We start from the raw sequence: 6,055 nt of genomic DNA, 5'->3' as shown, positions 1-6,055 counted from the left end.
ATAATGTTTGATTATTGTAAAGGATAAATTGGAAAATATTTATATCTTTTTCTAAAATGTTTGATTGTGTATTTCTGTTTACATGAATTAGCATCAATCTACCAATATTATAGTGAGGAGGGGTTACTGACTATGATTTTTTCATTATTATTAGGGTATTTCTTGATTGTACATCCAATTACTACGCCGCCCGATAACAGTCTTATCATTACAAAAGATGGTGAAACTGTATCCATTATTAATCGAGAAGATTTTACCTTTTCCCAAACAGGCTTGCCCATACTTAATTCTAAAAAGTACAGTCAATTTTTGGACAACTTAGATAAGAAATTTTCAATTGAATCCAAAAATGCGAACTTGGATCAATATGGGGCTATTATCCCGGAACGAGCAGGATCTCAAATCCACCGTCAAGCCTTTACGGAACAATTCTATACTTATATTTTTAGTTTTAAAAAGGCTAAGATGGAACTACCAATCCTACCGGTTTATCCAAAGGTGGATAGTGAATTGCTTGATGATATTCGCAGCATGAGAATCGGCCGGTATGTTACCTCTTTTAATCCCCGTAATAAAAAAAGATCTACCAATATTGAACTGGCTACAAACGCGATTAACAATCATGTTGTTTTCCCTGGTGAAACCTTTTCTTTTAACAGAGTGGTTGGAAAAAGGACAGCTGCTAAAGGGTATTTACGTGCTCCAGTCATCGTTAGAGGAGAATTTTCAGAAGACATAGGTGGAGGGATTTGCCAAGTATCCTCAACCTTGTATAATGCAGTTGACAATGCCGGCATCAAGATTGTCGAGCGTTTCTCTCATTCAAGAAAAGTCCCATATATTCCTCCAGGAAGGGACGCAACCGTTAGTTGGTATGGTCCCGATTTCGGGTTTAAGAATACCTATAACCAGCCTGTTTTAATTAGAGCAAGAACCTTAGGTCATTTGTTAATCATAAAAATTTATTCATCCGAAAATATAAATTACATACCTCGGAAAGTCCCATCTCCCCCATATTAAAAAGTCCGCAACCAATGTGCGGACTTTTTTTTACCGTTTTTTATTTAGAGCACTCATTAAAAGTTCCTCTGAAAACTCTGTAATTGCAGCATTATCCATTAGATTAAGATTGGTTTTTGGTGTAAAGTTTTTTACAACATTTTGAAAAGGAAGTGCAAGGTCCTTACGTTTTCCCTTTGTTACTCCAAAAACAGCAGCACTTAACCCAATGCCTAATAGAGATGCCCACATAGCTCCTCTACTTTTTCGTTTTCTTGAAAACATTTTGAGAAACGGTTGAACTTTTATTTTCTTCATCTAAAGCACTCCTTCAAATTCAAATGGAAAGGATTCATCCCTTCCATTTCATTAATTTGCTCTTTAATGACAGAGAATATTAGTAAGAAAGATGAATTTAATTAGTCATTTACTGGAATGTTAAATAGTTTACATAATATATTTATTTTTCATTATTGTGATGAATACCTAAATAAAAAGAACCTCTCACCTTTTTTTTACATAAAATGCTACAAGATAAATGAGGTGGTGTCTTTTATTTATGGGAGGTTTAACATATTTTGACTTTCTGGCCAAATTTGGTATTGGAGGAGCACATCCCGGTGGTATCCCATTAACAAAAAACATTCTGGCTAATGAAAATATTACCAACAAATCACGAATTTTAGACGCTGGCTGCGGCACTGGTCAAACAGCGGCATATTTATATCAGCATTATTTTGCAAAGGTGATTGGGTTGGAAATTAATCCAATCATGATTGAAAAAGCAAAGAGACGATTTCAATCCTTGGGCTTACCGATTAGGTTAATCCAAGGATCTGTTGAGAAACTTCCCTTTAAAGACAATTCATTTGATTTCATTTTGTCTGAATCCGTCCTAGCTTTTGTTGACAAACCCGTTGCATTAAGCGAATTTTTTAGAGTCTTAAAAAATGGTGGACGCTTGATTGCAAATGAAATGACAATAAATTCAAAGCTTAGTCAAGGAGAAGAATCAGAAATTATGAAATTTTATGCAGTCGATTCTTTATTGATGGAAGAGGATTGGCGAAATTTATTTAATAAGGCAGGATTCCAAGATATTGTCATAAAAATAGAGAACATGGACATGAGTCATGGAAATACTACCCCTGAGTTTAATTTCTCAGCAAATTTTGAACCTGAGCTATTTCAAATTTTAAATGAACATGGGAATCTCGTCTTAAAGTATCAAGATATATTAAGCCATCGAATCATAACATGTTCGAAACCATAGTTAGTATGAGGCCTCTCTCCTGACAAGGATGAGTGGCTTATTTATTTTCATAATATTTCTGTTTCTTTATGACGAATATAAATATAATCTCGTTGAAAAATATGTGGTGAAAGGAATGGTGAAACAATGGATAAAACTTTAGGCTATCTAAGAGAAATATTGTCAAATTATACAGATGATCATTCTGTAGGCGGGCCTATTTACCGTAAACTATCGGAAGGGCACTATACTTCCGAAGGGTCATTTGTTCGAGATTTAAATCAAAAAGAAATCCATTTTCTAAATAAAATACTTCCAAAAGAAATTAGATATGCAAAAGAGGAGCAAGACGAAAAAAGAGCACATGAGCTGAATGAAGTTTTCGAGCTTTTATTTTAAGCGCTCTGTTACACATAGCTGTTGATTTCAGCTTTAGGCCATTCGATGTTGACTTACCTTAGGACGAAGGGACAAGTACACTAGATGATGCGCGCTAGCTGGATTCAGAGAACCTTTTCGATTTCTACATTAAAATAATTCATTTCCTATAATTATTAAAAGATGGCAGAATGTTCTGCCATCTTTTTTGGAAATAATTCATATTTTGCATTTTTATTTCCTAGGGAAGCGCAAGGTACGACAATAGGTCTTCCAAACACCTCGTAATTTCTGCATTAACCGACATGAAACACAAAGATATTACAAGCAATTTATACTAACTTTCGCAAATTCGTGCTCATAACGACAAAATTAGGATTTTCTTATTATTTCTCTTCCTGCTAATCTAAAAAAAGAAGCCATATTCCAGGCTTCTTATAGAAATCTCTTCTAATGGATATCCTTTTTCTTAAATCTTCCACCACGAACCTCAGCGATATCCGCTACTGCTAAAAAGGCACTATCATCGTTTTCAGTAACTATTTCCTTTAGTTTTGCTTCTTCAAGACGATTGATCACGCAAAAAATGACTTTTTTATCATCACCTGAATAAGCTCCCTCACCATTGATAAAGGTAACACCTCGACCCAGACGATTCATAATCGCGTCTCCAATTTGTTGGGCATTGTCACTAATGATCCACACTGACTTGGATTCATCAAGCCCTGTAATGGTAATATCAATCGTTTTGTAAGCTACAAAATAAGCAATAAGTGAATACATCGCACGGTCCCAAGTAAACACAAAACCAGCACAAGCAAGGATAAAGAGGTTAAAAAACATAATAATTTCCCCAACAGAAAAAGGAAGCTTTTTATTAAAGAGGATGGCTAAAATTTCGGTACCGTCCAATGAACCACCATACCGAATCACCAAACCGACTCCGATACCAAGCACTATCCCCCCAAATACCGTAGCAAGGAGAATATCTTGTGTAAATGCTGGAACTGGATGAAGTAAGGTTGTTCCAATCGAAAGGATAATGATTCCATAAAGTGTGGATAATGCGAAGGTTTTCCCTATTTGTTTATAACCAATAAAGAAAAAAGGTATATTAAGAATAAAGAGGAACATCCCTAATTTCCAACCTGTTACGTACGAAAGCATAATGGAGATTCCAGTGATTCCACCATCAATGACATTATTTGGTACAAGAAATATCTCGAGTCCTATAGCCATTAAGATGGCACCTAGTGTGATTAATAAAATACGTTGAAAAATCTTTCTTTTTGTTAATCTTCGATGCTGAATTTTTGCCATTATTGCTTCCTGCTGTTCGATTAAATTCAATTCTTGCATTCCTGACATTATCTGGCCCCTTTCAAAAATAATTTCCTATATCTATTATAACGAATTCAACTACCTATTTATAATGAAATGCTATTTTTTATTTCCTCACAGCTAAATAAAAAGGAGCTACTTCAAATTATGAAGTAACCCCTAAATCTAATTAACACCTCAGGAGACCCAACCTTGACATCAGCCACATGATCTTTAGCCTACCCTAACTAATAGGAGACATGTATCATTCCGCTAATGTGTGTTTGTTCCGTTGAAGGAATTAATTCACATGAATGAATGGAATTCAAACTCCTAAAAGAAACAAATTTTTCGGTGATTACCGATTGAAACTTTTTATTCCATCATTTGGTTTCTCAGCTTCTTGGCAATCATCCTTTTTGGAAGGCATTCAATAAAACTGCCTACCGATAAATCTAAAACTTTTTCCTTTGATAAGGTTTGCTATGGAATACTTAGTTACCAATTATGAAAGGTTTGTGTTTTTCGATTTCGCCTTTCCTTAGAGGTGTAACAATCGCTCCACTTGCCAAATGATTGTTTAGGAATAACCTTCCTACTCGTTCGCAATCGGAACGAACACGTTTGGTTGAGCCTCCTAAGATGTTAATTTTGATTTTATCTTTTACACTTTTATTATACCACGCAGTTTTTTGAATTTACCGACTACTTGTGTCAAATATGTGAATTATTGGATATTTAAGTGAATGAAGCAAAGGGTAAATTATGAAAACTTAGGATTTTAGAAAGGAATGCATAACCTTATGCTTAAAGCCATTAATAAGTACGCAAAACACTTTGACACACTAGAAGATCTCGACCCTATAATTGAGGCAATTGGTGATGCAAAATTTGTGCTTCTTGGGGAATCTTCACATGGGACTTCTGAATTCTATTCACTCCGGACAGAACTATCCAAGAAGTTAATTAAAGAAAAAGGCTTTTCATTTATTGCAGTAGAAGGTGATTGGCCCGCATGTCAAAGTATCAATCAATACATTAAAGGTTTTAACCCAACGAGTAAGGAAATACCTAGAGTTCTTGAAAGTTTTAATCGCTGGCCAACGTGGATGTGGGCAAACCATGAGATTATTGATCTAATTGAGTGGTTGAAGGACTACAACCAACAAAAAAACGGTGCCCAAAAAGTCGGTTTTTATGGGTTGGATGTGTATAGTCTTTGGGAAAGCATGGATGCAATTATTCGTTATTTAGAAAGAACTAATTCACCAAGCATTAAGGAAGCCAAAAAAGCTTTTTCATGCTTTGAACCATTTAACCGCAGTCATGAATCCTATGCTGTTTCTGCAGGATATTTATCTGAAGACTGTACCAAGGAAGCACTTAAGCTACTTGCTTCGATCAAAAAAAACAAGTGGAAATTTGATGATGAACAGGAAAGCAGCTTAAATATGGAAGTGAACGCCCTTGTTACTGCAAATGCAGAGGAATATTATCGGACGATGGTAAAAAGTGACTCTAAATCCTGGAATGTGCGTGACCATCACATGGTGGAAGCACTCAATTCCGTGATGAACTTTTATGGTGATAAGGCAAAGTGTATTATCTGGGAACATAATACTCATGTTGGTGATGCTCGGGCAACTGACATGAAGGATGAAGGGATGGTCAATGTTGGCCAAATAATCAGAGAGCAAAATGGCGCGGAAAATGTTTTTATTATTGGGTTCGGGACCTACAGAGGCACGGTGATTGCGGCGGCGGAATGGGGAAAAGACTTTCAAATCATGCAGGTACCCCCTGCTCAATTTGGCAGCTGGGAATCACTTTTGCATAAGACCGGTGCTGCTAATAAATATTTACTATTTACGGATCAAAACCGCCATGAATTTAACGCTATCATTGGTCATCGTGCAATAGGTGTGGTTTATCGACCAGAATACGAACATTTTGGTAATTATGTCCCTTCGAACATGGGTAAACGGTACGATAGTTTTATTTTTTTGGATCAAACAAAGGCATTGCAACCACTTGTTTTGGAGCATGTATTTATATAAATGCTCTGTTAAACCTGCCTGTTGATTTCCGCTCCAGGCGCGTGCGGTT

6 protein-coding genes are annotated in these 6,055 nt (G+C 35.9%); 4 read left to right on the top strand and 2 right to left on the bottom strand.

Annotated features, from left to right (window positions below; all coding sequences use genetic code 11):
* Window positions 1-132 precede the first annotated feature (132 nt).
* Window positions 133-1,020 carry a VanW family protein gene (locus V7137_RS26010; protein WP_335700758.1) on the top strand — a complete coding sequence of 296 codons (888 nt, stop codon included), beginning with the start codon at window positions 133-135 and terminating at the stop codon, window positions 1,018-1,020.
* Between the two features lie 30 nt (window positions 1,021-1,050).
* On the opposite strand, the gene V7137_RS26005 is transcribed toward V7137_RS26010, so the two are convergent.
* Window positions 1,051-1,317, bottom strand: coding sequence for a hypothetical protein (locus V7137_RS26005; RefSeq protein ID WP_335700757.1), 267 nt, complete (start codon window positions 1,315-1,317; stop codon window positions 1,051-1,053).
* Between the two features lie 241 nt (window positions 1,318-1,558).
* On the opposite strand from V7137_RS26005, the gene V7137_RS26000 reads away from it, so the two are divergent.
* Together V7137_RS26000 and V7137_RS25995 are read left to right on the top strand one after the other, a co-directional pair.
* A complete protein-coding gene (locus V7137_RS26000; protein WP_335700756.1) occupies window positions 1,559-2,272 on the top strand; it encodes a class I SAM-dependent methyltransferase in 714 nt (237 codons plus the stop codon).
* 126 nt (window positions 2,273-2,398) lie between these two features.
* The gene (locus V7137_RS25995) at window positions 2,399-2,650 is read left to right on the top strand and encodes a sigma-G-dependent sporulation-specific acid-soluble spore protein CsgA (RefSeq protein WP_335700755.1); all 252 of its coding nucleotides are present in this window, start codon (window positions 2,399-2,401) and stop codon (window positions 2,648-2,650) included.
* Between the two features lie 429 nt (window positions 2,651-3,079).
* Here V7137_RS25995 and V7137_RS25990 read toward each other — a convergent pair whose 3' ends face one another.
* Window positions 3,080-3,988, bottom strand: coding sequence for a YitT family protein (locus V7137_RS25990; protein WP_420490181.1), 909 nt, complete (start codon window positions 3,986-3,988; stop codon window positions 3,080-3,082).
* Window positions 3,989-4,752: 764 nt separating this feature from the next.
* On the opposite strand from V7137_RS25990, the gene V7137_RS25985 reads away from it, so the two are divergent.
* Window positions 4,753-6,006 (top strand): erythromycin esterase family protein, encoded by a 1,254-nt coding sequence (locus V7137_RS25985; protein ID WP_335700753.1) that lies wholly within the window; start codon window positions 4,753-4,755, stop codon window positions 6,004-6,006.
* The last annotated feature ends 49 nt before the right edge of the window (window positions 6,007-6,055 follow it).

It is taken from the genome of Neobacillus drentensis, from assembly GCF_036962765.1.
GTDB lineage: Bacteria > Bacillota > Bacilli > Bacillales > Cytobacillaceae > Neobacillus > Neobacillus drentensis_C.
The sequence above is the reverse complement of the archived record's forward strand: the minus strand, read 5'-3'. Positions and strand labels throughout refer to the sequence as shown.